The organism is Aquidulcibacter paucihalophilus (assembly GCF_002105465.1).
Classification (GTDB): Bacteria; Pseudomonadota; Alphaproteobacteria; order Caulobacterales; family Aquidulcibacteraceae; genus Aquidulcibacter; species Aquidulcibacter paucihalophilus.
In genome coordinates, this window is the sequence record NZ_NCSQ01000174.1 from 109,832 (window position 1) to 136,326 (window position 26,495).

A 26,495-nucleotide genomic window follows, 5' to 3' on the forward strand; every position below is an offset into this window, starting at 1 on the left:
GGGCAAACTACGCGCAACAGATATACCCTTGATTGATCTACATGCAGAAACAAACACATCACACTATTGATTGTTCTTTCCAAATACTGACTTCCCGCGATTTTCCTGTCAAAGTAACACTTAGGACGCAGCTATTGACCAACCGGATTGGCAATTCACTTGGTAGGCTGGCGCATGCTAAATCTCATTGCGTCCAACAAATAGACGTACAGTCTCGACAATATAGTCTTGTGTTGACTCATCGAGATATGGGTGCATTGGCAAGGAGATCACTGCTCCCGCCTTGCTCTCAGTTACGGGAAGACCATTTGGGCCGACAGGGAAGCGGCTATATACTTTCTGCATATGGATCGGAATTGGATAATAAGCAGCGGTGGGTACACCACGTGTCCTCGCAAACGCAGCAAAACCATCGCGGTTTGGAAGTTCGATCGTGTATTGAGCCCAAGTGGACACTGCGCCCTCGATCAAGGTTGGCACAGAAACATATCCTCCCAATAATTCATTGTATCGAGCAGCAATTCGATTGCGGGTATCAATTTCCTCAGAAAAGATCGCTAGTTTTTCTAGTAGGATAGCTGCCTGGATGGTATCTAAGCGTGAATTCATACCAATCCGGATATTCAGATATTTAGGATCATGCTCGAAGCTTTGCGTACTAAGATCGCTTTTAGTGGCCTTCCCATGGACGCGAAGTGAGTCCATGACCTCCCAGAGATTATAGTCGTCCGTCAAGACTGCACCACCGTCACCATAGCATCCCAAAGGCTTCGCCGGGAAAAAACTTGTGGTAGCCACGTCTGCCCAATGAATAGGGTGGTGGCCTTCAAGCGTGGACCCAAACCCCTGTGCCGAATCCGCGATTAACTTGAGACCATATTTTTTGGCAATACTCGAAATTGCCGGATAATTCGCAGGCTGACCGAACAGATCGACCGCGATAATGACTTTTGGGGTCAACTTTCCTTCCGCTAGAACTGCTTGAATTGAAGCTTCCAGATGGGATGGGTCGAGATTGTAAGTAACCGGATCAATATCGACGAAAACTGGGGTAGCCCCAAGCCAAGGAACAACCTCTCCTGTAGCAGCAAAGGTAAAACTCGGACAAAAGACGGCGTCGCCAGTACGAATATGCCAGGCCATCAAAGGAAGGACCAAAGCATCGGTACCATTGGCACAAGAAAGTGCGTATTTCGCTTGGCCAAACTCCGCCAAAGCCCCTTCAAAGGCTTGCACCTGCGGGCCCATAATATAAGCCCCACTATTGACGACACTGAGAATAGCATCATCTATTCGCGTACCTAACCGCCGCCTTTGGGCGAGAAGGTCAATGAAGCCGATGTCGGATCTTGGAAGAGTGCTCATAATTACCTAACCGGGTAAAGTGTTGAAAAAGCCACGTCAACGTCGTGTCAAAACGTTGATGGCTGAGGTTTCAATAGCGCATTGATTGGCCGTTTTATGCAAGACAACGCACTTCCGACCATCACATTTAGCGACCAATGACAACAAAGCTCACATGCGCTGATGTCTTGCAATCAAAGATTTTAGGTATGTCCCGTAAGAGCTAGAGCCCATTGCTTCGGCGCAATTCAATAGGCCCTCGGAAGTAATCCAGCCCTTTTGAAACGCGATCTCTTCCGGGCAACAAATTTTCAGCCCCTGGCGGCGCTCGATAATTGCCACAAAATCACCTGCATCGCGCAAGCTATCTACCGTCCCTGTATCCAGCCAAGCATAACCGCGATCCAACCGCTCAACGCGCAAATTTCCACTTTTCAGATAGCAGGAATTTACATCTGTGATTTCCAATTCACCTCGCGCGGAGGGTTTAATCTCAGTCGCAAACTCAAGAGCCTTGTTGTCATAAAAATAAAGGCCTGTAACCGCCCAGTTGGAGACCGGCTCCTTTGGCTTTTCGATAATGGATGTCGCAATGCCTTGTTCGTCAAAGCTGACGACACCGTAGCGACTTGGATCGGCAACCTGATAAGCAAACAATGTCGCACCAGATGTTTGTGCAGCAGCGCAAGCCAGAGCGGTGCTCAAATTGTGCCCGTAAAAAATGTTATCCCCCAAAATCAAGGCACATGAATCACTACCGACGAAGTCCCGACCGATGATCAATGCCTGCGCCAAACCTTCAGGTTTGGGTTGAACTTCATAGGAAATAGAAATTCCCCATTGACCGCCGTCACCCAAAAGCGCCTGAAAGCGCGGCGTGTCTGCAGGCGTGGAAATCAAAAGAATGTCTCGAATGCCCGCCAGCATCAAAACCGACAAGGGATAATATACCATTGGCTTGTCATGCACCGGTAGTAATTGCTTTGAGACAACCAGGGTTAATGGATAAAGCCGGGTTCCTGAGCCACCCGCCAGAATGATTCCCTTCATTTCAATCTCCCTTGAACTCGATGGCGAGCGCCTCCACAGTTGCCAGAAGGCCGTTCTGCCAGTGTGGAAGTTCTAGGTTAAAGGTCTGCTTTAGGAGGGCACAATTTAGAACTGCGTTCAGACCGCGGGCGGCAGGGGTTGGAAAATCACGCGTTGCAGTCGGTTCCAGTTCGACGCTTCGAGGCGCGCGCCATGACCTCGTTGCTTCCAGAATTGCATGGGCAAATTCAAGTCGGCTCACCGGGCCTTGGGCCGTCATGTGATATAGCCCGCCATTCGGGCCTTTCTCCAGCAATGACTTCATGACAGCCAAAGACGCGAATGCAACATCTGTTGCCGGCGTAGGACAGCCGATTTGATCTGCTACGACTTGAATCCGCCTAGGGGCCTTTGCAAGGTTCAAAATCGTCCAAAGGAAGTTTCGTCCCCACGGCGAAAAAAGCCATGACACTCGAAGGATTGTCACCTCTGGGAAAGCCTGCAGGATTGCCTGTTCACCTGCTAGCTTGGAGCGGCCGTAAACATTGAGGGGTCGCGCCTCATCTGCCTCTTCATATGGACGATCCATAGTTCCATCAAAAACCGAATCCGTCGAAAAATGAATCAATGGAATTTGGGCACGGTTGGCCACTCGTGCCAGTTCGAGCGGCCCGTCCCGATTGAGCAGATAGGCTTGCTCTGGCTCACTTTCAGCCTTATCGACGTGTGTATAACCACCTGCATTAATGATGCCAACGGGATTGATGAGCCGCACACTCTCTTCAAGGCTCGCTGGGTTACTCAGGTCACAGAAGTTCCTACCAAGAGCACAGATTTGCAAAGCATCATCTTTTAGGGCCGCGAGGCTTCTAGCGACTTGACCACTCGCGCCAACGACGAGGATTTTAGATTTTCGGGAATGAAGCTCTGTCAAAGAAACGCCCCTAACCCGTAATAAGACCTAAGCGACGCCCGTCATAGGATTTGTCGATAAGGGGTTGCCACCAATCTTGGTTTGATATGTACCAGTCAATTGTGGCAGCCAGCCCTTCAGTAAAATTCAATCTTGGCTTCCAGCCGAGATCGTGCGCAATCAAAGAAGCATTCACAGCGTATCTTCGATCATGTCCAGGACGATCTTGAACAAATTGAATTAAAGCTTGTTTGGAGGCAGATCCTTCTGGGCGATAGTGATCCAACCGTTCGCAAATCGCGCGTACAATTGATAAATTGCTCTGCTCATTGTGTCCACCCACCAAATAGCTTTGCCCAATTCGTCCTTTAGTGAAAATTCGATAAAGGGCCTCGACATGGTCTTGCACATGCAACCAATCGCGAATCTGCTGCCCATCACCATAAACGGGTAAAGGCTGATCCTGCATGCCTTTGATGATCATCAACGGAATGAGCTTCTCGGGGAACTGATATGGTCCATAATTGTTTGAGCAATTTGAAATCAATGTCGGAAGGCCAAAAGTGTGGTACCAAGCTTGGACCAGATGATCAGAGGATGCCTTGCTGGCTGAATAAGGTGACGTTGGCGCGTACCGACTGGTTTCCTCAAAATAGCCGGTCTGACCTAATGAACCAAAAACCTCATCCGTTGAGACGTGCAGAAACCGAAATTCACTCTTGTCGTCCTTTGATAACCCATCCCAAAAGGCACGAGCTTGTTGGAGCAGATTGAAAGTGCCTAAAATGTTCGTTTGAATGAAGCTGGTGGCTCCTTCAATGGAGCGATCCACGTGCGTCTCGGCAGCAAGGTTTATTATCCCCTGCGGCTGGAACTCCCTCAAAATGGACGCAACCAGTTGGGCGTCTAGAATATCGCCTTGAACAAACCGATAGGCTGGATTTCCTTCCAAAACGGCAAGGGAGCGAAGGTCTGCAGCATAAGTAAGCTTATCGAGGTTGATAACTTCGCAACCCACCTGCTGGACAAGGTATCGACAAAGAGTCGAACCAATAAAGCCTGCGCCACCGGTAATTAGTAGTTTCATTTTTTTCATCCAACCCATCATATGTCGAATATGGGGTTAAGTCGGCACGAACGGTGTTACAAAATCTGGGTATAGTGGCCAATCTTGGTCGCGGATATGAACCAAATAGTCACCATCCTTTATCCGTGGCCAAGCAATATTGAGCCATGGATCATTGTAACGGACGCCACCTTCGGCTTTGGGATTATAGCTAGATGACACTTTATAGGCGACTTCAGTGTCGTCTTCTAAAGTCAAATAGCCATGTGCAAAGCCCTTTGGCACAAATATCTGCAAACCGTTGGCTGCACTTAGTTCAGCCCCAATCCAGCGCCCGAATGTCGGCGAATGAAGTCGTATATCCACCGCCACATCATAGATCGCTCCGCGTGTGCAACGAATTAGCTTATCTTGTGCATGAGGTGGAGCTTGAAAGTGCAGTCCACGGATAGTCCCGGCAGGGCCTGTCATCACATGATTATCTTGCACAAAAACAAGATCAGAGAGCCACGGAAGTAAAGCGGTTTGGCTATAAGATTCCTCAAACCACCCACGCTGATCAATAAAGCGCTTCGGCTTGATCAAGAGCACATCTGAGATGTCACAAGCTCGCACTTCTATCATCGGGTCAAAGGTCCTTTCTGGTGCTAGTATCGATTGCTTCTGCAATCCGCACCGCTGCGGCACCATCGACCGCCGAAATTGCAACTTGGCGCTCGCCGAGAATGGCGGCGATAAAGTCCGCCGTGGCTGCCCCCATGGGATCAGGGATGCGGGTTGCAAAATCTGCATGCAGGCCAAAACCGGGCCCGTCGCTGAAGCTTTTAGCAATGAAATCAATCGCCACCTCGCCGCCCGCATAATTGATCGTCATGCGGCGGTCACGCTCTTCCGCTGCCCGGCTTGCAAGGAAGCGGGCTTCACCGCCGCCTTCAAACGTTAAGACAGCCTCGACCGCATCTGGATTGTCTGGCTGGCCAGCCAAGCGTGTTGCTGTGATTGCAACCGGTTCAGCACGAAACAGCAAGCGCGCCAAATCAATATCATGGACCATTAAGTCTAACGTGACCGACACATCGGCACCACGAACACTCGGCAACCCAACACGGGTTGCGTGCAACAAGCTTGGCCGCTCCTCAACCTCAAACAGACCCATGGCTTGGAAAATATAGCGCTCTTGATGGCCCGCCTGCAGCACGAGGCCCCGTTCGGCGGCATGCTGGCAAAGAATATCCGCATCTGCAGATGTCGCGGCTAAAGGCTTTTCGACCAAGCAATGCTTACCCGCATCAATTGCGGCACGGGCGACCCCACCATGGGCGATGGCCGGGGTGGCAACCACAAGTGCATCAACTTCAGCGAGAATAGCTGAGAGCTCTGTAAAGGCTTGGGTCTGCATTTCTGAGGCCAAGGCCTCTGCACGCTCGGCACTCAGATCGAAGATCCCCACTAAAGTGGCCCGTGGATTGGCTTTGATCTTATTGGCATGATTACGGCCAAATACGCCGGCACCCGCTACACCAATTCGGACCTGCTTCAAGGAAACGTCTGACACGGGAAGAGCCTTCTGATAGGTCTCAAACGCAGGCGCTCCTGCATGAGAATTGCGACGAGTGGCTAATGTGCTTTTAGCCGGTCTGCAACCCGCAACACTTCGGCGAAGGCCAGAAACAAATGGTAGAAGGTCGAGGTCGGCATGGCTTGCGCGATGGGCTTACCCGCTTGATCAAACGCATCAATCCAGCCCCCTAAAGGCTCCACCGCCAGATAGTGGTTGAGCAAGAGCTGCAAAGTTGGCCGCAAAACGGGAACAGGATCCGCGCCTGTCAATTCAAAAAGAGCCACGGCGGCCTTCAAACGCTCGGTATTCGGCCAAGTTCGCGAACCCGCATCGACAAACCGCCCATCATCTAGAATGACATTATAGGTGGCAGCACGTGCGTGATCGACGCCCTTTTCCTCGCCGAATGCAATCAAGCCTTCCACCTGTTCGGTGACGTCCACGCCCAATAACTTATGGGCGGAGGCCAATATCCAAGCCCATTCAAACTGATGACCAGGCTCTACCCAATGGCCTTTCTCGTCGGCCAGTCGGTCAAGATTATCGTCGAAATACTCGCACAAAGTCCGACGCGCTGGGTCATAAAAATGTCCGTTAAACAGGCCGATGATTTCGTGTGCCAATCGGGCGAAAATCGGGTCTTGCGTGCTTTCAAAGCAAGCCAAGCAAGCTTCCAAAGAATGCATGTGCGGGTTTTGTAGCCGGGGCCCTTTAGCTGGAATTTGATGCCAAAACCCAAGCTTTGGATGGCGCATCTTCGTGTCGATCAAAGCGACAGTCTGGTGCATGTATTCCAAGACATCCGGCGTGGGTGAAATGCGATAAAACCAGCCGAGCGAGAACAGGGCGAACGCATTGTCATAAAGGTCCGTGGTCGGATCAAGAATTTGATTGTCCGACGTAACAAGTTTGGCCCAGCCTAAATCGGGCCCCTGCCAACAATGAGACACCATTGCGTCATACATTTTTTTGGCGTGCGTAATGCCCGGCTGCCAACCAAGAAGATAGGCGTGGGAAAAGACATAAACTTGCCGACAGAAAACCCGAACACGCTTAAAGCCCGGATCAGAAGAGCCACCGTCCAGTGCCAGCTCCTCGACTGGCCCACCATGAACCCGGTCCCACCCGCGATCTGCCCATAAGGGCAGTGCGTGGTCAAACATCCAAGACCGTAGGCGCTTGATCTCCAAGTCCATGTTCCGGTGCCCCTCTAAGGCCTAGACCGTTTGATTATAATGGCCGACTTCTGAGAAGGCAGACAGCCGTGGCTTGGCTTCCTCATGGAAGAGGGCGCGCATGTCGGCATCTGAAACAGTGCTCTCAACCACGACCACCAATTCAGGCTTGTTCGAGGAAGCCCGTACAAGCACAAATGAGCCGTCTTCTAACGTCACACGTGCGCCATTGACCGTGTTTACATCACGGATTGCGCGCCCGAGGATTTTCCCGCCAGCAGCAGCCAGCGCCACATAATCGGCCACGACGCGATCGATGACCCCATATTTCACTTCATCCCCGCAGTGGGCGGACATGGTGAGCGAGGTCCAGGTCAGCGGCAGTTTCTGCTTCATCTCAGAAAGCTTGGCCCCACCAGCCCGATCTAACATAGCCAAGATCACACGGGCCGCGACCAAAGCGTCATCATAGCCGCGTCCATAGGGTGCGCGCAGGAAGAAATGGCCAGACTTCTCAAAGCCCGCCAGAGCATTGAGCTCATTGGTACGGCGCTTAATATAGGAATGGCCGGTCTTCCAATAGTCAACCTTGGCGCCGTTCGCCTTCAAAACCGGATCAATCTCATATGCCCCTGTGGACTTCACATCGACGACAAAGGTTGCGTTTGGATGCAAGGCACTCATGTCTCGGGCGAGAAGGAGGCCGATCTTATCGGCAAAAATCTCTTCCCCTGAATCATCAACCACCCCACAGCGGTCGCCATCGCCATCAAAGCCCAAGGCCAGCTCTGCCCCTGTCGCACGCACGGTCTCGGCCATCGCGTGGAGCATTTCTTCGTCTTCTGGGTTGGGGTTATATTTCGGGAAGGTCCAATCGAGATCGCAATCCATCTCAACAACTTCTGCGCCCATCCGACGCAAGGCATCAGGCGCATAAGCCCCCGCGGCCCCATTGCCGCAAGCGACGACAACTTTGATCGGACGGCTGAGCTTGAAATCACCCACCGCGTCGGCAATGTAACGCTCACGCATGCCTTCAACGCGCGTGAGGCTGCCGCCGGGTCGTTCAACAAACGAACCTGACAAAACGATGTCGCGCAGTTTGCCCATTTCATCGGGGCCGAAGGTCAAAGGCTTTTGCGCGCCCATTTTGACGCCGGTCCAGCCATTTTCATTGTGACTTGCCGTGACCATCGCCACGGCGGGTGCGTCTAAGGCGAACTGAGCGTAATAGGCCACTGGCGATAGCGCCAATCCAATATCCAAAACTTCACAGCCCGCTTGCATCAACCCAATGGTCAAAGCTTGCTTGATCGACAAAGAGTAAAAGCGGAAGTCATGGCCGACGACAACGCGGCTCGCGCCATACTCATGCAACAAGGTGCCGAGGCCCAGACCCAAGGCCTGCACCCCCAGAAAATTCAACTCAGGCGCTTTTGCATTGCCCTGAATGCCAAACCACCAACGGGCATCATACTCACGGAAGCCAGTGGCTTTCACCAAAGGATTCATCTCAAATTCGAGAGTATTGGTTGCCAAATCCGTCAAGGGTTTAGGCATCGTGGTGTTCGTCATCTTGTGAGCTCCAATTGAAGTGGCAGTGCACTAGCGCGGAATGCGGTTAGAATAAAGGGAATGACTTGTTGGGATGCGGGTTCTTGCGCACCCAAATCTAGTTAGCGAAAAACTACTGTACGATGACCGGCCAAGAGAACACGATGTTCACAATGCCACCGGACCGCACGAGCGAGTACGGTACATTCGAGATCGCGACCAATTTCGATCAAATCATCGGGCGTATCGGAATGGGTGACGCGCTCTACCCCTTGCTCGATAATGGGTCCTTCGTCCAGATCGGCAGTCACATAATGAGCGCTCGCCCCGATCATTTTCACGCCCCGCGCATGCGCCTGGTGGTATGGTTTGGCCCCTTTAAATCCCGGCAAGAAGGAATGGTGGATATTGATACACCGGCCGTGCAGGGCTGCCACTGTCTCTGGCGTCAAGACTTGCATATAGCGGGCGAGCACCAAGAGATTGGCTCGATGCTCTTGCATAAAAGCTAGAAAGTCCGCCTCAGCTTGCGCTTTAGTCTCTGGACTTACAGGTCGATAAAGATAGGGCAATCCATGCCATTGGACTTCTTCACGCAGATCTTCATGATTGGATACAACACCGACAATATCTGCCCGTAACCAGCCAGACCGCCAGCGGTGCAACAAATCATTCAGGCAATGGCCGGACTTAGAAACCGCCAGAACAATGCGTGGCTTCTCGCTGGTTGGATGAAACGCCCAATCCATCTTGTAGCGACGCGCGATGGGCGCAAAGCCAGCTTGCAACTCCATCAAGGGCAATGGGACAGACTCAGAGCTCGACTTGAAGGCCGTCCGCATGAAGAAATGGCCTTCAAGCTGATCATGGAAATGATCGGCTTCTTCAATGGTTAGTCCACGGTCGGCGAGAAAGCGCGAGACAGCGGCAACTATACCTGTTTGGTCGGGACATCTGACCGTAAGAATATAGTTGAAATCGCGTGGCATTTCAGCTCTTCGCTTTGAAAGCGTCCGCCGCGAGACGAACGTCTTGGGCACGATCCTTGTGCATGACCAAAATGCCTTGCGCCGTTGCGATGACGACGAGGTCTTCCACACCAATCAAAGCAACCGGGGTTTCCTCTGAACGTACGAGGCAGCCTTGTGTATCGAACAAGGCGGTGGGTCCCTGGGAGACATTGGCGTTGGCGTCCTTTTCGGCCAAATCCCAGAGCGTCAGGAAGGAACCAACATCATTCCAGCCCATATCCACCGGGACCACAGCCGCGCGGTCAGTGGGTTCCATCACCGCATAATCGACCGAGATAGATGGGGCTTTTACAAAGGCGGCCTCGTCTAAATAAACACACCCTTCGTGCCGACGCCCCAAGGCGAGAGCCTCCCTTGCAGCCTTTAGAACCTCTGGGGCGTGCAGATCGAGTTCTGCCAAAAACGCGCTGGCCTTGAAAAAGAAAATGCCCGCATTCCAAGCATAATGCCCATCGGCCAAATAAGCCTCAGCCGTAGCCAAGTCAGGTTTTTCACGGAAGGCTTCTACCGCAAACACACCTTCGCCGAGCGCTTCACCGCTTTTAATGTAGCCATAGCCAGTTTCAGGCGCGGTGGGGGTTACGGCGAAGGTGACAATGCGTCCGTCTAGGGCCGCGGCACAGGCATTCAAACAGGCCCGATGCAAGTTTTCCGGGCGTGCAATCACGTGATCAGCAGGTAAGACCAGCATCAGCGCGTTTGGGTCCCGCTCGGCTTGTATCAGCGCGGCAATGGCGAGAGCTGGTGCTGTGTTGCGTGGCTTGGGCTCGAGCACGATTGTTGCTGCGTGTACCCCTTCTCGCTCAAGCTCCTCGCTGACCGGGCCGAGGTGGCTGAGGCCGCAAATGATGAGGGGTGCGCCAAATTGCGCGGCCTGATCGGCCGCAACGCGCTGCAACGTTTGGCCAAACATGGTGGCTGCCCCAGCTAAGGCGTGGAACTGCTTGGGCTTGGTCTGCGTCGACAACGGCCAAAGGCGCGACCCAGCGCCGCCTGACAAGATAACCGGAGTAATCAAAGGGGATTGCATATGTTTCGCCAAAAACTTGCCCTTAAACGCGGGGTTCGCCATCAAAGAACGGCAGTCCCATTATGGCTCAATTTCCCCCAGTCGACCTACAAAATCGACTGACCGGTCTTAGCCCAGTCCTTCATAAATGCTTCTAACCCGAGATCGGTTAAAACGTGCTTATAAAGCGCATGGAAGACTGCAGGCGGCAAAGTTGCACAATCGGCACCCGCCAAGGCAGCGTCTCGAACATGCATCGCTGTGCGCGCAGAGGCAGCTAGGATCTGCGTTTCAAAACCGTAATTGTCGTAGATAACCCGAATATCGCGGATGAGTTCCATCCCGTCCTGACCATTGTCATCGAGACGTCCGATAAAGGGCGAAATGTAGGTTGCGCCAGCCTTTGCGGCCAACAAGGCCTGCACAGCCGAGAAGCACAAAGTGACATTAACCGGCGTGCCCTCATCGACCAAAGTCTTGCAGACGCGCAAGCCAACAGGGGTCAAAGGCAGCTTAACCACGACATTTGGGGCGATCTTTGCCAAAAAGCGGCCCTCAGCCAGCAAGGTATCATAATCGCTTGCCACAGCTTCGGCGCTGATGGGGCCAGGAATCAATGCACAGATCTCTTCAATAGCATCGGCAATCTTGCGCCCGGACTTTGCGATCAGAGATGGATTTGTCGTCACGCCGTCAACGAGGCCAGTTGCAGCTAGAATTTTCAGATCGGCGACTTCGGCGGTATCAATAAAAATCTTCATGAGGGGTCCAGTCCATGGGTGTGACAGGCGAATGATCAGGAGCCCGCATAAAGCACGCAAGACATCGCCTCAAGGCCAGCGCCCAGTTTGCCGGTGTTTGGTCGGTTCAATCGCTGCGGAAACCACAGTTTTTCAACCATTCATGGCACGATTTCTGCAACCCGCCGCACACTATGAGTCGGCTGGAACTCCCAGATATCTGCAACAGCGGGTGGGCACTAAAGACTTGACGGACTATAGAGCGCACAGATTTGCGCGGGCTCGAGGAAAATATTTATGAGGAAAATTCGTAAAGCCGTTTTGCCAGTGGCAGGATTTGGAACACGTGTGCTGCCGGCAACCAAATCATTGCCGAAAGAAATGTTGCCCGTCTTTGATCGCCCCGCCGTCCATTGGGTTGTTGAAGAGGCGTTGGAAGCAGGGATTGAACACTTTGTCTTTGTGACTGGCCGCAATAAAAATGCGATCGAGGACTATTTTGACCGCGCTTATGAGCTGGAAGACTCCCTGCGTCGGGCCGGCAAGACTGTGCAATTGAAAATGCTTGAGGACATGCTGCCAGAGGCGGGGTCAAAAAGCTTTGTGCGCCAACAATCACCGCTCGGCCTTGGACATGCGGTTTGGTGCGCCCGAGACATTATTGGTAATGAGCCTTTTGCTGTTTTGCTGCCGGACGTCTTGGTGCAGGCAAGCCCTTCATGCCTGGCCCAAATGATTGCGGGTTATGAGGAGGTTGGCGGCAACGTGATTGCCGTAGATCCTGTGCCAATGGATCAGGTTTCGAGCTATGGCGTGATTGCCCATGGTCCTAAAGTTGGCAAATCCATGCCGGTCACCGGCATGGTCGAGAAGCCAGCTAAAGAAGTTGCGCCTTCAAATTTGCGGATTACGGGTCGCTATATTCTTCAGCCAGAAATTTTCCATTATCTTGAAACCCAGGAACGTGGGGCAGGTGGCGAAATTCAATTGACCGACGCCATGCTGCGATTGATGGAAGTCCAAGCCTTCCATGCCGTTGAATTTCAGGGACGCGACTTTGATTGCGGCTCTCGGATTGGCTATGCCGAAGCCTTTATTGGCTATGCGCTCAAGGATCCTGAACTTGGCGCAGACGTCCGGGCTATGATCGAAAAGCTGCTGGCGCGAGACTAAAGACTGGAAAGTACAGCGGTCTGACCTGCGCATTTACAGCAATAGACTTATTTTCTTCAAACCTATCGCCTAAAGAAGCAGGTAAAGAGCAGATTAATTTGGGCTATATGATCGGCCCTGCATCACATGAAATCGATATAAACAAGGGTTCGAAACATGCGCGTTACAATGGTTGGCACAGGTTATGTTGGTTTGGTTTCAGGTGCCTGCTTCGCCGATTTCGGGCATCAGGTTATTTGCGTCGATAAGGATGCAGGCAAGATTGACCGGTTGCACCAAGGGATTATGCCAATCTTCGAGCCCGGACTTGAAGACTTAGTCGCATCTAACGTGAAGGCTGGTCGCCTATCCTTCACGACCGATCTAAGCGAGGCCGTAAAGGATGCCGACACCGTGTTCATCGCGGTCGGAACGCCATCGCGGCGCGGCGACGGCCATGCGGACTTGTCTTATGTGGAGCAGGCCGCGCGCGAAATTGCCGAGCATATGCAAGGCTATACGGTCGTCGTGAACAAATCGACCGTCCCGGTTGGGACAGGTGACCTCGTTCAATCAATCATGACGGAAGTTAACCCAAAAGGGGACTTCTCCGTGGTTTCCAATCCTGAGTTCCTGCGCGAGGGGGCTGCAATTGGCGACTTCAAGCGACCAGACCGCGTCGTCGTGGGGACCGAGGATGAGCGCGCACGCCAAGTCATGCGCGAGCTTTATCGGCCTTTGTTTTTGAATGAAACGCCGATCCTGTTTACAGATCGACGGACCAGCGAATTGATCAAATATGCCGCCAATGCATTCTTGGCCGTCAAGATCGCTTATATCAACGAAATGGCTGACCTGTGCGAACAGGTAGGTGCTAATGTCCAAGAAGTTGCGCGCGGGATTGGCCTCGACAACCGGATTGGCAAAAAGTTTCTGAATGCTGGACCTGGTTATGGTGGATCCTGCTTCCCGAAAGACACCCTGGCGCTGATGCGCACGGCTCAAGAAGCCCACGCCCCGGTGACGATTGTGGAGGCAACCGTTGCTTCCAATACCAACCGAAAGAAGCGTATGGCTGGCAAGGTAATTGAAGCATGCGGCGGGGATGTGAATGGCAAAACCATTGGCATTTTGGGCCTGACCTTCAAGCCAAACACAGACGACATGCGAGATTCCCCAAGTTTGGACATCGTGCCTGCTCTGCTGGCAGCGGGCGCAAAGATCAAAGCCTATGATCCCGAAGGCATGGAAGAAGCCAAAAAAGAGCTCTCTGGCATAGAGATGGTAGACGGCCCTTATGCGGTTGCTGACCATGCAGATGCGATCGTTATCCTAACCGAATGGGACCAATTCCGTGCCCTCGATTTTGAGCGGATCGCGACGCAGATGACAAAGCCTGTCATGGTGGATTTGCGGAACATTTATAATCCAGATGATCTGCGCAAAGATGGGTTCACCTATGTGAGCATTGGTCGAAAATGAAATTGATGGCTCATGCGAGGCTTAGATGACCTCGCTTGTAAAGCCACGCCGACATAGATTATTGGTCGCATATAGCGCAGCTTTATTGTGAAATGTTGAGGGTCATGCATGGGTGTCGTGGAAGCATTGCGACGCTGGTGGCATACATTCCCAATGCCGCTCCGCGTGTGTCTTGGAAAGCGACTTCGGTTTCTGATCGATCCAATTATCGCTTTAGGTCTGCCCAAAGCGGTTAAGGATCAAGTCCATAGCTTTCGGTCTGTTGCAATCTTGGGTGCATTTTCTTCCCCTATTGGTCACGGAATCGCAGCGAAACTACTAGAGTATGAACTACGCGCAGGTGGTGTCAGCGTCCGTAAAATTGACGCCTCTAAGTGGATTGGAGCACCAATCGACCCCAAGCTTGCGATCCGATCAGAAGAGCTGGCACCTGATGATGTTTTAATCGTCGCTTTGAATCCTGATGTTGCAATTCACGCCCTTGCCAAAATGGGCAAAGAAAAGCTGCGCAATCGAAAAATAATTGGCTATTGGGTCTGGGAACTGGAAGTCGTGCCCGCTTTTTGGAAGTTGGCTGGGCGTTTCGCGCACGAAATCTGGACCCCCAGCACCTTCTCAGCCATTGCACTTAAAAAGCTGTTTGATGTTCCGGTTCATGTCGTTCCCCATCCGGTCGCGCTCTTGCCGCCGCCCGAGGTGACGGCAGAGCGCCGAGCTCGGAGTCGTGAAGCGCTTGGCATTTCTGACTCTGCCTTTGTTGCCATTCAAAGCTTTTCACTTGCCTCTAGCCTGACCCGCAAAAATGCTATTGGGGCCATTTCCGCATTTGTGGCCGCTTTTCATGATCAACCCGATGCTCGGTTAATCCTGCGTCATTTGTCTGGTGATCGGTTTCCAGACTCGCTGCATCGCCTGCGAGAAGCTGCCCAAGTTGCAGGTCCGCAAATCATCCTGCGCCCTGCGGGTGATGGCTTGGAAGATTTGCACGATTTATATGCTGCCTGCGATGTCTATATCTCTTTGCATCGCACCGAAGGGTTCGGGCTGAATCTAGCCGAAATCATGTTGGCAGGACGCCCCCTGATTGCGACTAAGTGGTCGGGAAACTTAGACTTTATGGACAATAAATGCGTGGCTTTGGTCAATGCTGACCTTGTGGCACTTGATGATCCTGACAAGGTCTATACTCAAAAGGCAGCACGATGGGCCGAGCCCCGCATGGATGAGGCCATCCGCTGGCTTCAAACCTTGGCTCGCAATCCAGATCAACGTCTTAAGCTGGCGGAAGCGGGTAAGGCGAAAGCCATGGCGGTCCTTGGCGGTCGCGCAATCGAAGTTCTCCATGGGGTAAATCGCACCGACATGGCTTCTCCTGAAGGCTAGTTTCGGTTGGCCTATTCGACGTTTCGAAGATCAACGCTCGTAATCATGGCTTGATCGCCTCGCCGCTTAAAGTCTGGCAAAATGCGTTGTAACCACATCAAGGCAGCCGTTTCCTTATCCTTTCGGGCGGCATCCAAAACATGGTCGATCAGCGTACGCAGGTTTTCGGGTGGCTCCATAGGATCGCTGGCGACAAGCACCCCGTCTACAGCTGTGTTTTCAACACGCTCAAACGAGTGGAACAATTCTTCATGTAAACGTTCGCCGGGCCGCAAGCCTGTTTCCACAATTGCGATATCGCGCCAGGGCTCTTTTCCCTTCATCCGGATCATCGCCTCAGCGAGTTCCATAATCCGTACAGGTTCGCCCATGTCGAGCACAAACTGACCGCCGGACATGGTGCCACCCTTTTCAGCCCCAATGGCGGCCGCCTGCAGCACGAGGGAGCTGGCTTCCTCGACCGTCATGAACCAACGCGTCATCTCTGAATGGGTAATGGTGACAGGCCCGCCTCGGGCAATCTGGCGCTCAAACACCGGCATAACCGAACCGCTTGACCCCAGAACATTACCAAAGCGAACCGAGTGGAAGGCCCCTTTGGCTCGGCGCGAGCAATCGCGCACATAAAGCTCGGCAACACGTTTCGCCGCGCCCATAACATTAACGGGATTGACCGCCTTGTCGGTGGAAATGAAGACAAAGGATTCAACATCCACTGCCATAGCGGCATCAGCGACCACACATGTGCCGCCGAGATTAACTTCAAGGGCCTCGCAGAAATGGCCTTCCATCATCGGCACATGTTTGTTTGCCGCAGCATGAACGACCACATGGGGACGATATTTTTCAAAGATCGCATTGATGCGTTGCGCATCGCGAATGTCACAGAGACGTGCGACAATATCGATACTGGGGTGGGTGGCACGGATTTCTGACGAGATCTGGAAGAGATTATTCTCAGACGAGTCAACCAAAACGATCCTGCTGGGGGAAAGCTCCGCGATTTGCTTAACGATTTCGCTGCCAATGGTCCCGCCTGCGCCGGTCACCAAAATCTGCTTAAATCGGACAAGACCACGAGGACCGCGTAAATCGAGTTCGCGGCGTGTGCGTCCAAGAACATCGGCGGGATGCACCGCACCCAGAGTTGCACCTGCCCCTTCGGGAATTCGCATCAGGGCAACACCCTTTCGGGCAGCAACTTGCAAGGCGACTTGGGCAGCTCTGCGGGCGGGGTCACGACCAATGAGCGCAATCCGGACTTCAGAGTTGCGCGACAGCGCATCGGTGACCAGTGGCTCTAAGGTTTCGAGGCCGCCAAACACGCGTGCACCGGCAAAAATCTTACCGACTTGGGTGCCCATGGTTGAAACAATGGCAATTGGGCGGATCGGCAGCGGCCCCGTCAAGCGAGCGGCGTGAATTGCTTGCGTGATTGCATCGGTCGGCCCCACCAAAATCGTCGCTGGTGCATTTGGTGCGATGGTGCGGAAAAGGGCACGAAGACCACCCCCCGAAAGCACCCGGGCAAAGCCGCGCGCTGCAGCCATCAGAACGAGAGAAACCAATGCGGCGAGAGCCGGTGAAATGCGCGGCACTGTGACCGAGGGATCGACAAAGAATAGAACCGCAACCGTCCCGATACCCGCAGCGGCAATCGCTTGACTTAAGCGAACCAAGTCGTCGGCGGATGTCCAGCGCCACACCAATTGATTGAGGCGAAAGGCGATCAAGGCGACCGCGATCGAAATACCATAACAAACCAAGGCAATGATCGTACCTTCGACCGACGCAGGCTCTAGACCAATCCCATAGGCAAGATAGAGGGCAAGCCAGAAGCTCAATACCGCCAAGGCGATATCAATTAAGTAGCCTGTCGAAAAGATTTTGAGTTTATGGCGGTTCAAATCAAATCCTCGACCTGCAGGTCCCAACGAATAATGATGTCTTTGGCCAGATTGGCGCCCCGGACCCTACAAAGCAGCTGATGGCGGCGATTTTGTGACAATCCGGCAGAATTGTCGATGTTAACTTCATTTACCTCGGTATCCAAGCCTTGACAGCGGAACCGCCACGCGCGGTTTGCAGGTGTGCGGATCAAAATGCTCTCGCCATCGCGACTGGGCACAGCTCGACACCCCTCACCCAGATCGAACATCAGCGTACGTATCCGCACGCGAGATCCATTGGCACCCGCAAACATCGCGTCCTCACCCTGAACATGACGACCATCGTCGCTGATCGTCATGGTACGGACGCAACTATGGCGTTGGCCTTCAACCTCAAAGCTCGCCTTCGCCTCCAGCAAAGCAGATCCATCTTCGTCGCGTCGTCGGATTTGCGGGTCGACGAGGTCTACGGATCGATCAAACTGCAGTGCCGACAAACCCGAAGGGCCATTGGATAGGAGTGCCAAACCGTGGGCTTCAAATTCAACAATTGGTCCAACTTCAGAGACACCCATGGGGGTGCGTAACCACAGGCGCGTGGAACCCGCCTCAATCAAGCCAATATGTCCAGTTTTGAGCACGGATGACCGCCGCCAGCGCCCCGGGCCCAACACGGACTCAACCAAGCCGCCATACCCGCGCTGCTTATTGAACGTCACAAGTGAGCCGTCTGCACGCTGCAGACTAGCCAGGGCTTGCCGCACGCGTTGCGCGATTGGCTCAGCTTCCACAACCCGTGTGAGCATTGCAAGATCGGCAGCGGCAGACAAGGTTCCCAAGGGCGACCCATCTGCAAACATGCCATCTGGTGCGATCAATTCCTCGGCATGATCTAGCGCTTCTGAGACTGTGGTTTGTCGCAAAAGCGCAGGTGCACTGCCGCTAACGCCAAGAATGGCTGCGGCTCGCGTCCATTTAGCGCGGCGGCTCATGGGTTCCCACCCGCCAGCCAGATTGGCAAGGAAGCCGCGGTCGGGCTCAATCAAAGAAGCAATATCTGCCAAAAGCCCGTGCCAAATTCTCCCTTGCAGCGAGGACGAAAAAGAAGGCAACAAGGGCAAGAGATGAGCCAGCCAATTTATCACCCGACGGCCGCGCCAAATCAGGACATCGCTACGACTTGGGGCACTGCCCGCCGCCTTCCAGATCGCCAAACCAGTTTGAGGCTCTTGTGCCCGACGCTGGAACCACTGTTCCAGCCAAAGCTCTAGAATGGGAACCAAGTCCCCATAGGAGGGCGACAAATCGCGCAAAAACTCAAAGGAAACTGCCCAACTTTGAGTCATGGCCTCCGGAATCGAGAATGGTCCAAGAAAAGGATCAAAACTGCCGAGGCCCGTGCGGCTGGGAGTTCGGCCCTGCAAGAGTTCAAGGCCTTCTTCGTGAACAGAGGGACGGAAGTCTGGCAAGGGGTGCCATTGCCGTGAAACAAGCGTGCCGTCCTCACGAAATACGCCGGTTTCAAAGAGGCCGCGCATGTGTTGCCCGAGACGCGCTGTCATACCCGCCCCTGACTGATGCTTGGCTTGAACTGGCATATCTAACCTCTAGCCTGCGGCCGCTTTTAGGGCTGCAATATTGGCTTGATAATGTTCAGGGCCACCTTTGAAGACGGCCGTCCCGGCCACCAACGTATCTGCCCCGGCATTGTAGCAATCCCGGGCCGTCTGAGGGTTCACCCCACCATCGACCTCCAACAGAATTTCCCTGCCGGTGCGATCAATCATCTTCCGCAAGGTTTCAATCTTGCCCAATTGACTGGGCAGAAATGCTTGGCCGCCAAAGCCGGGATTGATACTCATCACCAAAATCAAGTCGACCATATCCATGACATGGTCCAAGACAGATTCATGCGTTGAGGGATTTAAAACGACACCAGCCTTCTTACCCAGATTACGAATGGTCTGGAGACTGCGGTGCAAATGCGGACCGGCTTCTGGATGGATCGAGATAATATCAGCCCCTGCCTCGGCAAAGGCCTGCAAATAGGGATCAGCCGGAGCGATCATTAAATGGACATCAAACGGCCGATCCGAGTGTGGACGCAAAGCCTTCACCACTTGGGGGCCGATTGTAATGTTGGGTACAAAGTGCCCGTCCATCACATCAATATGGATAAGATCGGCACCCGCACGTGTTATTGCGGCAACTTCGGCGCCGAGTTTGGCAAAGTCCGCAGATAGAATGGACGGGCTGATGAGTAGCTTTGACATCGCTTAGTCATGCTCTGTTTCGGGGGGCTGCTGCAAGATGGCAATTTGGCCCGTGGGCCGGCGACCTAACTTGGCTTTACAAATCGCGCGATAAAGAACCCATCCATGCCGCCCCGATCCCCCCAATAACTTGGCAACACGCGCAAACAGCCCTGATCGGTCACCGCTTGCCCCAATTCGGGGACCTCTTCCGGCGATATTGGGGCCAAATTGAGCCCAGACTCGAGGGCTGCCGCCACCGCTGGATCGGCCTCTTCCGGCTCTAGCGAACATACGGCATAAACAAGCCGACCGCCCGGCTTCAGGGCTGCGGCTGCTGCGCGAACCAGTTCAATCTGCACCGTGGCAAAACGCGCGACGTCACTGGGCGTCTTGATCCAAAGCGTTTCTGGATTGCGGCGCAACGTGCCGGTGGCGCTGCAGGGGGCGTCCAACAAAATCGCGTCAAAATAGGGTTCTGCCGAAACGGTACGGGCATCTGCAACCTGCAAACGCGCCGTCAAGCTTGTGCGTGCAAGATTTTCCGCCACGCGATTAATCCGCGCTGCATCGAGATCAAGCGCGGTTACATCCGCGCCACTGGCGGCCAATTGCATGGTCTTTCCGCCAGGGGCAGCACACATATCCAAGACGACTTCGCCGGGCTTCGTTGCCAATAGGCGCGCGGGCAAAGCGGCGGCGGCATCTTGCACCCAGTAATTGCCCTCATCCCAAAGGGGTAAGCTTGTCACATCGCTGGGCGTTTCTTTAAGTCGAATACTGCCTGTCGGCAAAACGATGCCATCAACCGCAGCGGCAATGGCTGCAGGATCGCCCTTTGTTGTCAGATCCAGAGCAGGCTGACGGGAAAGGCTTGCCGCAATCGCATCAGCGGCTTCAGCGCCATAGGCTGCACGCCAACGGTTCCACCACAAGGCAGGAACGCGTTCGCGGTCGTGCGGCCGCACCAAGGGTTCGGTTGCAATCCGGCGCAGCACCGCATTGATCAAGCCAGCGAAGCCACGCCCGGTTGCTTCAAACTTCGCTAAATCCACAGACCGACCTACGGCCGCATGGGGCGGAGCTAAGCCCTCGATCAACTGAGCAGCACCGACGCGTAAGAGCGCTTTGGCAAAATGCGCACTATCGGGCAAAGGCTTGGCCAACTTTGTCGCCAAGACCGCATCTACCAAACCTAATGCGCGCAAGGTGGCCAGTGTCAAATGAGCTGCAAAGCCGCGATCGCGCCCATCCAGTCGAACAAACGCCTGCTCCTTGCGCATAGCCTCTTCCAAGGTCCACCTTTGATCCACAACATGGGACACTAGGCAGACCGCCGCGAAGCGCGCCGGATCGGGATTGGCTAGTGGACGGGGTGTTCGGCGCTCACCACCAGACCTTTGGCCGGAATCTCTGCGGGGAGAGCCAGATGGCGGTCTACGGTGACGTGAGCGTTCGGGATGGGATGGGTCAGACGGCATGGCGCAGGCTCCTGCGCGTCCAACCGCTTCCGGTCAAGTGCCAGGGCAGAGGCAAGGATGCATAAAGCATCCCAATTCATTATCCCCATGGCCCCTTTCTGCGCCCCCAGGGCCCAGAGGTTCGCGATGACCCCTCATCCAATCCTAACGTGTTGCCCGGCAAGTCTTGCGCCTTTAGCGCCTGTAATTGCGCGACACGGTTCTCAGTCGCTGGGTGGGTGGAAAACAAATTATCGCGCAATCCACCAGCCAACGGATTGATAATAAACATATGGGCGGTTGCAGGGTGACGTTCAGCATCCTCATTATGGACTTGCCGTGCTCCATATTGAATCTTTTGAAGCGCCGACGCCAGCCATTCTGGGTCACCGGCAATCTCGGCCCCAAGGCGGTCTGCTTCATATTCGCGCGAGCGGCTAATGGCCATCTGCACGACAGCGGCGGCCATCGGTGCAAACACCATGATCGCGATCATGGCAATCGGGTTCGGTCGCTCCCGATCCCCACCAAAAAACATGGCGAAGTTAGCAAGCATACCAATCGCGCCCGCAAGAGTCGCAGCAACGGTCATGGTCAAGGTGTCGCGGCACTTCACATGCGCCAGTTCATGGGCCATCACACCGGCAATCTCTTGCCGGTTCAGCATCGACAATAGGCCCGTCGTCGCGGCCACAGCCGCGTTTTCCGGATTGCGTCCGGTTGCAAATGCATTTGGCTGAGGGTTTTGAATCACATAAATGCGGGGGCGCGGCATATTGGCCTTTTGTGCCATCGTCAGGACATCTTGCGCGTAGGTGGCAATCAAAGGGTCACGATCATCTGGCCCGACTTCCACAGCACGATAGGCCTTCAAGACCATTTTGTCGGAGTTCCAGTAGGAAAACACATTCATACCCGCCGCCACCACAAACGCGATGGCCATGCCTGGAGCGCCGCCGATCAAATAACCGACAGCCATAAAAATGGCGGTCATGGCAGCTAGCAGCATGAAAGTCTTGGTGGTGTTCATAGAAAGCTCGACTCCGATTAGGCTAGGCCTATATGTAGGGGGCCATGATGACTGAAAAAAGCGCAGATTCCGCCTCCATGACTTCACCAGTGCGTGAAAGCGGTTCTTTTGATCTCAGCACGCCCGCAGGACGGGCTTTGGCAGAGGCGGCCGAGCGTCGCGCACAAGCCGAAGCAGAATTGGCTTTGGCACATGAAATCAACGGGCCCAAAGGCGCGGAACCAACCCGCTTCGGCGATTGGGAGCGCAAAGGCATCGCCTATGATTTCTGAAGGGCTTTCCTGTTTCAGTTCAAGACATGAAGTCGCCTGTTAGGGTTTTCGGGAAGGGCGAATTTGGGCTGAATTCCCCGCACGCGGGCACAGCCTTGAACTTTAGCGATTTATCAGCCCTTTAGACCGTCACGACACATAGGTGCGCCGTACCACAGGACGTGGTGCGCCATTAAAGGGGGTCAGAATGACCAAAACTGCTTTCATCGTCTCGCTCATGGCGCTTGCCGCCGCTGGACAAGCCGCCGCAAATGGTATGACGGCCTCAGCGCCACAACCCCAAGGGGCCGGTGATCCCTGCCTCCTCGGCAGTGCAGCAGATCAAGCAGCGTGCGCAGGCCTGATCCGCGTTGCCCCGGGCATGACCGTGCAAAGCCAGACCTACACCTCTTCGTCCACGCAAAGTTCCGGCCCAACTGTCCTGTTTGATCCAAATCGGGGATATCAAAACAGAGCGGTTCCTGAGGCCCAGCCGACGCAAACGCCGACAATGGCCCCCAGTGCGCCGCCGCAGAAAGCCGTCACATTTACTTCCACCTATCAGAAAAGCGCGTCGCATGCGTCATCCGGTAGCCAAAGTGCAATGACGACCAACCCCACGACGTCCCATCAAACCGTGGCAATGAATTGTGTCGCGCCTTACGCGGGGGCCAATGTGACGTGCCATGGTTCTTGGGTCCCAGCGCCACAAGCACATGTGGTTCAACCTCAACTTCCGCCACAATCGCGAGAAGTTGTTATCCTACAACCACCTGTAGCCCAATCACCTATTCCTTTACCGCCGCCCGTGCTGCCACCGCCATTGCAACAGACTTTGGTGACACCAACCTTGACGCCGCCGGTGCCTTGCTGCCAGCAACAACAAGAAGTGACGCTCATTCCCGCAAGCTTCTTCATGGGTGGCATGAGCTATGGCGTCGGCTTCCCGACCGAGACCTCCTATAGCTATGGCGGCGGCGGTTATGTGTTTGTTGGTGGCGGCACCCGCTTTTCAGGGGTGCGCGACCGGATACATTTAGACCCACCGCCACGCAAACCACGGACGCCACCGCATAAGCCTTGTGGATGCCACTAAGGGCTAAGCTTTAGTCGGCGCGGCGAAACTTTTGCACTTGCGACTTCATCAAGCGCAAGGCGAGGCTGTCTGGCAAAAGCTTTCCAATGGCGGCAATCGTCTTATTGGTTGTGCCCGTCACCACCACTGGCTGGTTGGCTTCCAGCGCGTCATAGCCGATTTGGGCAACCGTTTTTGCATCCTGCCACAACCATTTCGGCATGGTGGAGACTTGTTCGCGCATGCCGTTGACGTCGTGGAATTCAGAATAGGTAAAGCCCGGGCATAGCGCGCTAACATGCACGCCATTATCGGTATTTTCCAGATTGAGCGCTTGGCTGAACTTAATCAAAAACGCCTTTGAGGCTCCATAAAGCGTTGCCCCAGCTGCGGAGGGCAAATGGCCTGCCAGCGACGCTACATTCATGATGCGACCAAAGCGACGTTCCTGCATGCCAGGCAAGACACGATAGGCGAGCTCAAGGGGGGCTTCGACAAGTACCTGCATAAAGGCTGCATGGTCCTCCCAGCTGGATGCTAGATAATTGCCTTGCAAGCCATAGCCAGCATTATTGACCAAGGCATCAACTGGGCGACCCGCTGCTTCAAGCGCGCCAATAATCTGTGCGGGAGCCGCGCGGTCTGCCAAATCTGCGGCAATCGTGATGCTCTCAGCCCCCCAAGTCTGCTTCAATTCGGCGGCAAACGTCTCCAAGCGATCAGCCCGACGTGCCGTCAAAGCAAGGTCATAGCCGCGTTCAGCATAAATGCGGGCAATCGCCTGACCAATTCCAGCCGAAGCCCCAGTTACCAAACAAAGTCGTCGTGCCATATTGCGATCTCCTGTCACCAAGGGGTTTGGTCATCCGCACCGTGGATAGACGGCCCCCGTGCGCCCGTCTAGTTTATATCCTGCCGCCGATGCGGCCTGTTCCCAAGCAAAGCCAGTCAGAAACGTGCAGTAACCCGCAAATTCTGCTCGCCCCAATGCCCAATTGTGCTTTAGCATTGAAGCCGCCCGACAAAAGGCGTATTGGCGCCGCCTACAATCGCGTACAGGCAGCGGGTCGAGAGTCCGATTCACTGTGTTCGGGGAGCCAAGATGGCATCGCCTTCAAATATGTCAGCGGACACTGAAGTCTCAAAAGGCTTTGGCGATCCAGCCAGTGGCGCCCAAGGTGGCGGCCATGGTCATGGTAGCCAGTCCGCCCGTGGATTTTTCATGCTTGCCCTTGGTTCGGTCGGTGTCGTGTTTGGCGACATCGGGACCAGTCCGTTTTATGCCATGCGCGAAGCCTTGGCGCACGCCAAAGGCTCCGGCAATCTTGAGGTGGCCGTTCTAGGGGTGGTCTCCCTCGTCCTGTGGGCTTTGTTCCTAATTGTAACCCTGAAATATGTCGTGTTCCTGATGCGGGCCGACAATAAGGGCGAGGGTGGCACGCTGGCCCTGATGGCCTTGGCACAGCGTGCGATGGGCCGAAAGTCGCCATGGGTGTTTTTCTGTGGCGTGATGGGTGCGGCCTTCTTTTATGGCGACGGCATTATTACGCCCGCGATTTCGGTTCTGGGTGCGATTGAAGGCCTGAAGATTGCGCCCGGCGTCGGCAATTTGTTCACGCCCTATATTTTGCCGATCTCTGCGGCGATTTTGGTTGGCTTGTTTCTGGTACAATCCAAAGGCACCCATAAAATTGCGGCCTTGTTTGGCCCGGTAACAGCTTTGTGGTTCCTGACTTTGGCGGGCCTTGGCATCTATCATATTGCCGATGATCCCCGCGTTTGGCTGGCGTTCAACCCAATTTATGCGCTGCGTTTTCTGATGGAAAATGGCCTTGTGGCCCTGGTCATATTGGGCTCGATCTTCCTTGCTGTGACGGGTGCTGAGGCGCTCTATGCGGATATGGGCCACTTTGGCAAAAACCCCATCCGTGCGGCTTGGTTCGTACTTGTCTTCCCATCCTTGGCTTTGAATTATCTTGGCCAAGGCGCGTTTGTGTTGGCCAATCCAGCGGCGAAAGCAGACCCATTCTGGATGATGGTGCCCGAATTTGCCTTCTGGCCAGTCATGATTTTGGCAACTTTGGCGGCGGTCATTGCCAGCCAAGCGGTGATCACTGGCGCCTTCTCCATGACCCAGCAAGCAGTGCAACTGGGCCTCCTGCCCCGTATGCAAATCCGTCGCACCAGCGAGACCCAGGCCGGGCAAATCTATGTGCCCCAAGTCAACACCTTCTTGATGATTGGTGTTTTGGTCCTTCTGTTCTCGTTCAAGTCATCAGGCAATTTGACGTCCGCCTATGGCATCGCGATCACCGGTGCCATGTTCATGGATACATTGTTGGCTGTTCCCGTCGTGACCCGTTTGTGGAAATGGAATGGGTTCCAAGCCGCTTTGTTGCTGGTGCCGATTGCGGCGCTGGACATTGTTTTCCTTGGCTCGCAAGTCCTGAAAATCCCGCACGGGGCTTGGTTCCCGCTGGTTCTAGGCGCGGCCATCGTCGTCATTATGTGGACATGGCAGGAAGGCAGCCAAATCTTGTCGGAGAAGACGCGGCGCGACTCAATTCCGCTACGCGATCTTCTCAAGACCCTCATGGCCCATCCGCCCCACCGCGTGGCGGGTACGGCGATCTTCTTGACGAGTGACCCTGACCTTGCCCCTGTGGCGCTGATGCATAACCTGAAGCACAACAAGGTTCTGCATGAAAAGATCGCCATTTTAAGCGTCCGGACGGCCGAAACGCCGCGCGTCGCAGATGCCGATCGGATTGAAATTGAAGAGATCATTCCCGACGTGCGCATCGTGATCGTCAATTACGGTTTCATGGAAAGCCCGAATATTCCCAAAGCGCTCACCATGTGCCGGAAACAAGGCCTGAAGTTCGACATCATGTCGACCAGCTTCTTCTTGGGGCACCGCACCATTGTAGCGTCCAGCACCTCTGGCATGCCTTTGTGGCAGGACCATTTGTATATTTTCCTCTCGAAGAACGCCACCAATGCAACGGACTTCTTCCATATTCCTTCGGGGCGGGTTGTCGAACTGGGCACACAGGTAGTCGTCTAGCGCAACAGGCGCCGTAAAGGCCCTATTCAAAG

General features: G+C 54.2%; 23 protein-coding genes. 6 read left to right on the forward strand and 17 right to left on the reverse strand.

Annotation, left to right across the window (positions count from 1 at the left end; all coding sequences use genetic code 11):
* Window positions 1-177: 177 nt before the first annotated feature.
* From B7364_RS17070 to fsa, 11 genes are all read right to left on the reverse strand, one after another.
* Complete coding sequence (locus tag B7364_RS17070) at window positions 178-1,365, reverse strand: DegT/DnrJ/EryC1/StrS family aminotransferase (RefSeq protein ID WP_085341256.1); 1,188 nt, start codon at window positions 1,363-1,365, stop codon at window positions 178-180.
* A gap of 150 nt (window positions 1,366-1,515) precedes the next feature.
* Window positions 1,516-2,394: a glucose-1-phosphate thymidylyltransferase RfbA gene (rfbA, locus tag B7364_RS17075; RefSeq protein ID WP_085341257.1), complete on the reverse strand. Its 879-nt coding sequence runs from the start codon at window positions 2,392-2,394 to the stop codon at window positions 1,516-1,518.
* A gap of 1 nt (window position 2,395) precedes the next feature.
* Window positions 2,396-3,307 (reverse strand): dTDP-4-dehydrorhamnose reductase, encoded by a 912-nt coding sequence (gene rfbD, locus B7364_RS17080; RefSeq protein ID WP_085341258.1) that lies wholly within the window; start codon window positions 3,305-3,307, stop codon window positions 2,396-2,398.
* Between the two features lie 10 nt (window positions 3,308-3,317).
* Window positions 3,318-4,373, reverse strand: coding sequence for a dTDP-glucose 4,6-dehydratase (gene rfbB, locus B7364_RS17085; RefSeq protein WP_085341365.1), 1,056 nt, complete (start codon window positions 4,371-4,373; stop codon window positions 3,318-3,320).
* A gap of 36 nt (window positions 4,374-4,409) precedes the next feature.
* Window positions 4,410-4,976: a dTDP-4-dehydrorhamnose 3,5-epimerase gene (gene rfbC / locus B7364_RS17090; RefSeq protein ID WP_106407678.1), complete on the reverse strand. Its 567-nt coding sequence runs from the start codon at window positions 4,974-4,976 to the stop codon at window positions 4,410-4,412.
* 4 nt (window positions 4,977-4,980) lie between these two features.
* The gene (locus tag B7364_RS17095; RefSeq protein WP_085341259.1) at window positions 4,981-5,907 is read right to left on the reverse strand and encodes a Gfo/Idh/MocA family protein; all 927 of its coding nucleotides are present in this window, start codon (window positions 5,905-5,907) and stop codon (window positions 4,981-4,983) included.
* A gap of 62 nt (window positions 5,908-5,969) precedes the next feature.
* On the reverse strand, window positions 5,970-7,109 hold the full coding sequence (locus tag B7364_RS17100) for an AGE family epimerase/isomerase (RefSeq protein ID WP_085341260.1): 1,140 nt from the start codon (window positions 7,107-7,109) through the stop codon (window positions 5,970-5,972).
* 21 nt (window positions 7,110-7,130) lie between these two features.
* On the reverse strand, window positions 7,131-8,648 hold the full coding sequence (locus B7364_RS17105; protein ID WP_085341367.1) for a phosphomannomutase/phosphoglucomutase: 1,518 nt from the start codon (window positions 8,646-8,648) through the stop codon (window positions 7,131-7,133).
* Between the two features lie 116 nt (window positions 8,649-8,764).
* A complete protein-coding gene (gene purU / locus B7364_RS17110) occupies window positions 8,765-9,631 on the reverse strand; it encodes a formyltetrahydrofolate deformylase (RefSeq protein ID WP_085341261.1) in 867 nt (288 codons plus the stop codon).
* 1 nt (window position 9,632) lies between these two features.
* Entirely contained in the window at window positions 9,633-10,703 is a 1,071-nt protein-coding gene (locus B7364_RS17115; protein ID WP_085341368.1) for a mannose-1-phosphate guanylyltransferase/mannose-6-phosphate isomerase, read from the reverse strand.
* An 86-nt stretch (window positions 10,704-10,789) separates the two neighbouring features.
* Window positions 10,790-11,443, reverse strand: coding sequence for a fructose-6-phosphate aldolase (gene fsa / locus B7364_RS17120; protein WP_085341262.1), 654 nt, complete (start codon window positions 11,441-11,443; stop codon window positions 10,790-10,792).
* 276 nt (window positions 11,444-11,719) lie between these two features.
* Between fsa and galU the strand changes: the two genes are divergently transcribed.
* From galU to B7364_RS17135, 3 genes are all read left to right on the forward strand, one after another.
* Window positions 11,720-12,595 carry a UTP--glucose-1-phosphate uridylyltransferase GalU gene (gene galU, locus B7364_RS17125; RefSeq protein WP_085341263.1) on the forward strand — a complete coding sequence of 292 codons (876 nt, stop codon included), beginning with the start codon at window positions 11,720-11,722 and terminating at the stop codon, window positions 12,593-12,595.
* Window positions 12,596-12,751: 156 nt separating this feature from the next.
* The gene (locus tag B7364_RS17130) at window positions 12,752-14,056 is read left to right on the forward strand and encodes a UDP-glucose dehydrogenase family protein (RefSeq protein WP_085341264.1); all 1,305 of its coding nucleotides are present in this window, start codon (window positions 12,752-12,754) and stop codon (window positions 14,054-14,056) included.
* A gap of 108 nt (window positions 14,057-14,164) precedes the next feature.
* Window positions 14,165-15,439: a glycosyltransferase gene (locus B7364_RS17135; protein WP_085341265.1), complete on the forward strand. Its 1,275-nt coding sequence runs from the start codon at window positions 14,165-14,167 to the stop codon at window positions 15,437-15,439.
* Window positions 15,440-15,450: 11 nt separating this feature from the next.
* On the opposite strand, the gene B7364_RS17140 is transcribed toward B7364_RS17135, so the two are convergent.
* From B7364_RS17140 to htpX, 5 genes are all read right to left on the reverse strand, one after another.
* Window positions 15,451-17,346: an SDR family NAD(P)-dependent oxidoreductase gene (locus B7364_RS17140; RefSeq protein WP_085341266.1), complete on the reverse strand. Its 1,896-nt coding sequence runs from the start codon at window positions 17,344-17,346 to the stop codon at window positions 15,451-15,453.
* Entirely contained in the window at window positions 17,343-18,890 is a 1,548-nt protein-coding gene (locus tag B7364_RS17145) for a heparinase II/III domain-containing protein (protein ID WP_157893779.1), read from the reverse strand. Before B7364_RS17145 ends, B7364_RS17140 begins: the two co-directional genes overlap by 4 nt.
* 45 nt (window positions 18,891-18,935) lie before the next feature.
* Window positions 18,936-19,601 carry a ribulose-phosphate 3-epimerase gene (gene rpe / locus B7364_RS17150; protein WP_085341268.1) on the reverse strand — a complete coding sequence of 222 codons (666 nt, stop codon included), beginning with the start codon at window positions 19,599-19,601 and terminating at the stop codon, window positions 18,936-18,938.
* 65 nt (window positions 19,602-19,666) lie between these two features.
* Entirely contained in the window at window positions 19,667-21,061 is a 1,395-nt protein-coding gene (locus B7364_RS17155) for an RsmB/NOP family class I SAM-dependent RNA methyltransferase (RefSeq protein ID WP_085341269.1), read from the reverse strand.
* A gap of 79 nt (window positions 21,062-21,140) precedes the next feature.
* Window positions 21,141-22,070, reverse strand: a complete 930-nt coding sequence (htpX, locus tag B7364_RS17160) for a zinc metalloprotease HtpX (RefSeq protein WP_085341270.1) — start codon at window positions 22,068-22,070, stop codon at window positions 21,141-21,143.
* A gap of 77 nt (window positions 22,071-22,147) precedes the next feature.
* Between htpX and B7364_RS17165 the strand changes: the two genes are divergently transcribed.
* A complete protein-coding gene (locus B7364_RS17165; RefSeq protein WP_232780948.1) occupies window positions 22,148-22,342 on the forward strand; it encodes a DUF1674 domain-containing protein in 195 nt (64 codons plus the stop codon).
* 187 nt (window positions 22,343-22,529) lie between these two features.
* Window positions 22,530-23,417, forward strand: coding sequence for a hypothetical protein (locus B7364_RS17170; RefSeq protein WP_157893780.1), 888 nt, complete (start codon window positions 22,530-22,532; stop codon window positions 23,415-23,417).
* A 10-nt stretch (window positions 23,418-23,427) separates the two neighbouring features.
* Here B7364_RS17170 and B7364_RS17175 read toward each other — a convergent pair whose 3' ends face one another.
* A complete protein-coding gene (locus B7364_RS17175; protein ID WP_085341272.1) occupies window positions 23,428-24,228 on the reverse strand; it encodes an SDR family NAD(P)-dependent oxidoreductase in 801 nt (266 codons plus the stop codon).
* Window positions 24,229-24,498: 270 nt separating this feature from the next.
* Between B7364_RS17175 and B7364_RS17180 the strand changes: the two genes are divergently transcribed.
* A complete protein-coding gene (locus B7364_RS17180) occupies window positions 24,499-26,463 on the forward strand; it encodes a potassium transporter Kup (protein WP_085341273.1) in 1,965 nt (654 codons plus the stop codon).
* Window positions 26,464-26,495: the final 32 nt, after the last annotated feature.

Bases quoted from the DNA above. Each gene is read 5' to 3' on its own strand.
- B7364_RS17070 (WP_085341256.1), bottom strand. From the start codon at position 1,365: ATGAGCACTCTTCCAAGATCCGACATCGGCTTCATTGACCTTCTCGCC.
- rfbA (WP_085341257.1), bottom strand. From the start codon at position 2,394: ATGAAGGGAATCATTCTGGCGGGTGGCTCAGGAACCCGGCTTTATCCA.
- rfbB (WP_085341365.1), bottom strand. From the start codon at position 4,373: ATGAAACTACTAATTACCGGTGGCGCAGGCTTTATTGGTTCGACTCTT.
- rfbC (WP_106407678.1), bottom strand. From the start codon at position 4,976: ATGATAGAAGTGCGAGCTTGTGACATCTCAGATGTGCTCTTGATCAAG.
- B7364_RS17100 (WP_085341260.1), bottom strand. From the start codon at position 7,109: ATGGACTTGGAGATCAAGCGCCTACGGTCTTGGATGTTTGACCACGCA.
- B7364_RS17105 (WP_085341367.1), bottom strand. From the start codon at position 8,648: ATGCCTAAACCCTTGACGGATTTGGCAACCAATACTCTCGAATTTGAG.
- purU (WP_085341261.1), bottom strand. From the start codon at position 9,631: ATGCCACGCGATTTCAACTATATTCTTACGGTCAGATGTCCCGACCAA.
- B7364_RS17115 (WP_085341368.1), bottom strand. From the start codon at position 10,703: ATGCAATCCCCTTTGATTACTCCGGTTATCTTGTCAGGCGGCGCTGGG.
- fsa (WP_085341262.1), bottom strand. From the start codon at position 11,443: ATGAAGATTTTTATTGATACCGCCGAAGTCGCCGATCTGAAAATTCTA.
- galU (WP_085341263.1), top strand. From the start codon at position 11,720: ATGAGGAAAATTCGTAAAGCCGTTTTGCCAGTGGCAGGATTTGGAACA.
- B7364_RS17130 (WP_085341264.1), top strand. From the start codon at position 12,752: ATGCGCGTTACAATGGTTGGCACAGGTTATGTTGGTTTGGTTTCAGGT.
- B7364_RS17135 (WP_085341265.1), top strand. From the start codon at position 14,165: ATGGGTGTCGTGGAAGCATTGCGACGCTGGTGGCATACATTCCCAATG.
- B7364_RS17145 (WP_157893779.1), bottom strand. From the start codon at position 18,890: ATGACAGCGCGTCTCGGGCAACACATGCGCGGCCTCTTTGAAACCGGC.
- rpe (WP_085341268.1), bottom strand. From the start codon at position 19,601: ATGTCAAAGCTACTCATCAGCCCGTCCATTCTATCTGCGGACTTTGCC.
- B7364_RS17155 (WP_085341269.1), bottom strand. From the start codon at position 21,061: ATGCCGTCTGACCCATCCCATCCCGAACGCTCACGTCACCGTAGACCG.
- htpX (WP_085341270.1), bottom strand. From the start codon at position 22,070: ATGAACACCACCAAGACTTTCATGCTGCTAGCTGCCATGACCGCCATT.
- B7364_RS17165 (WP_232780948.1), top strand. From the start codon at position 22,148: ATGACTTCACCAGTGCGTGAAAGCGGTTCTTTTGATCTCAGCACGCCC.
- B7364_RS17170 (WP_157893780.1), top strand. From the start codon at position 22,530: ATGACCAAAACTGCTTTCATCGTCTCGCTCATGGCGCTTGCCGCCGCT.
- B7364_RS17175 (WP_085341272.1), bottom strand. From the start codon at position 24,228: ATGGCACGACGACTTTGTTTGGTAACTGGGGCTTCGGCTGGAATTGGT.
- B7364_RS17180 (WP_085341273.1), top strand. From the start codon at position 24,499: ATGGCATCGCCTTCAAATATGTCAGCGGACACTGAAGTCTCAAAAGGC.